At 47.0% G+C, this 2,320-nt stretch carries 2 protein-coding genes; both read right to left on the bottom strand.

Features of this window, described 5'->3' with window-relative positions; translation table 11 throughout:
- On the bottom strand, window positions 1-1,088 hold a 1,088-nt coding region (gene glf / locus RUMCAL_RS13890), incomplete at its 3' end, for a UDP-galactopyranose mutase (protein ID WP_021683663.1).
- Between the two features lie 12 nt (window positions 1,089-1,100).
- Entirely contained in the window at window positions 1,101-2,120 is a 1,020-nt protein-coding gene (gene rfbB, locus RUMCAL_RS13885) for a dTDP-glucose 4,6-dehydratase (RefSeq protein WP_021683662.1), read from the bottom strand.
- Between the last annotated feature and the right edge of the window lie 200 nt (window positions 2,121-2,320).

Raw genomic sequence — 2,320 nt, 5'->3', positions numbered from 1 at the left:
AGGGCGACTTCTATGGTTTTATCCATGTCGTAGTATTTGTATTCGCCGAGGCGGCCACCGAAAATGACATTGCCTTCTGCTTCTGCAAGGGCTTTGTACTGCTCATACAGTGCACTGTTTTTAGCGTCGTTGACGGGGTAGTAGGGTTCATCTCCAAGTTTCCATTCCGAAGAATACTCTCTCGAAATAACTGTTTTCGGCAGATCGTTTCCGTTTTCATCTTTGCCGAACTCGAACCATTTATGTTCAATGATTCTTGTCCAGGGAGTTTCTCTGTCTGTGTAGTTTACAGCTGCGTTACCTTGGAAGTTTGGCTTATCAAGAATCTCATTCTCAAATCTGACAGAGCGATACTCCAAAGTTCCCAGCTTATAATCGAAATACGCATCGATTGGACCGGTGTAGATCACCTTTTCAGCGAGCTTGTCCAGTTCTTCTTTGTTTTCCAGATAGTCAACATTCAGCCGAACTTCAATACCTTCCAGCATTTTCTCGATCAGCTTGGTATATCCGCCGATGGGAATGCCTTGATAGAGTGCGTTGAAATAGTTGTTATCGAATGTCAGGCGAACTGGGAGTCGCTTAATGATGAATGCAGGCAGATCCTTGCAGTCACGTCCCCACTGTTTCTCTGTATAACCTTTTACAAGCTTTTCGTAGATGTCTCGTCCAACAAGCGAGATTGCCTGTTCTTCCAGATTTTTCGGCTCACCAGTGATTTCTTTTTTCTGCTCTTCAATTTTGGCTGCGGCTTCTTCGGGAGTCACAACGCCCCACATTTTATTAAATGTGTACATGTTGAATGGCATGGAATAGAGTTCGCCCTTGTAATTGGCCACCGGAGAGTTTGTGAATCGGTTGAAGTCAACAAAGCTTGTGACATAGTCCCATACCTCTTTGTTATTGGTATGGAAAATGTGTGCACCGTACTTGTGTACATTGATGCCCTCGACCTTTTCTGTATAGATATTTCCGCCTACATTGGGGCGTTTATCTATTACGAGCACGCTTTTTCCGGCTTTTTTTGCCTGCTGGGCAATTGTTGCTCCGTATAGACCGGAGCCGACGATAAGGTAGTTGTAGTTCATTTTATGTATCCCTCACCGATTGCTGTACATTTTTTTATAGTAGTCCTGATATTCGCCGGAAATAATGTTCTTCCACCACTTCTGATTTTCCAGATACCACTGAATGGTCTTTTTGATTCCGTCTGCAAACTTTGTCTCCGGCAGCCAGCCCAGTTCGTTGTGGATCTTGGTCGGGTCGATGGCATAACGCATATCGTGGCCCTTACGGTCAGTGACATAGGTAATCAGACTCTCTGGCTTGCCCAGTTCCTTGCAGATCAGCTTGACAATGTCGATGTTCTTCATTTCATTGTGACCGCCTACATTGTAGACTTCGCCGACCTTGCCGTTGTGGATGATGAGGTCAATTGCCTTGCAGTGATCCTCTACATACAGCCAGTCACGCACATTTTCGCCCTTGCCGTAAACCGGCAGCGGCTTGTCTGCCAGGGCATTGGCGATCATCAGCGGAATCAGCTTTTCCGGGAAGTGATACGGGCCATAGTTGTTGGAGCATCTGGAAACCGTTACCGGGAGACCATAAGTTCTGTGGTAAGCCAGTACCAGCAGATCTGCACCTGCTTTAGAAGAGGAGTAGGGGCTGCTGGTGTGGATGGGAGTCTCTTCGGTAAAGAACAGGTCCGGTCTGTCCAACGGCAGATCGCCGTAGACTTCGTCGGTAGAAACCTGGTGATAACGCTGGATGCCATACTTCCGGCAAGCGTCCATCATAACCGCTGTGCCGAGGATGTTGGTCTGGAGGAAGATCTCCGGGTTCTCGATAGAGCGGTCTACATGCGACTCCGCCGCAAAGTTGACAACGATGTCGGGCTTTTCCTCCTCGAAGAGCTTGTATACGCCCTCACGGTCGCAGATGTCCAGCTTGACAAATCGGAAGTTCGGATTGTCCATCACCGGTTCCAGTGTGGACAGATTGCCGGCATAGGTCAGCTTGTCCAGACAAACAATGCGGTAGTCTGGGTGTGCTTTCAGCATATGAAAAACGAAATTGGAGCCGATAAAGCCGGCGCCGCCAGTTACGATAATGGTCATGATAGATACTTCTTAGGATGAAGTGTGTTGTTTTTATTATATCATACTTTTGGGGGAATTGCAATAAAAAATGTACCGCTGGTGGGCGGTACATTGGGGGATATGGGGATAGACAATATCTGAAAAGGTATCGATAATTTAGGAGAGTTCTTTCTTTGCTGCGGCAAGGGCGACTTCTATGGTTTTATCCATGTCGTAGT

This window comes from Ruminococcus callidus ATCC 27760 (assembly GCF_000468015.1).
GTDB classification, from domain to species: domain Bacteria; phylum Bacillota; class Clostridia; order Oscillospirales; family Ruminococcaceae; genus Ruminococcus_C; species Ruminococcus_C callidus.
Note: the sequence above shows the minus strand (reverse complement) of the source record. Positions and strands in the feature narration are given on the sequence as shown.

Excerpts from the sequence above, each read along its gene's own strand:
- rfbB (WP_021683662.1), bottom strand. The coding sequence starts at position 2,120 with ATGACCATTATCGTAACTGGCGGCGCCGGCTTTATCGGCTCCAATTTC.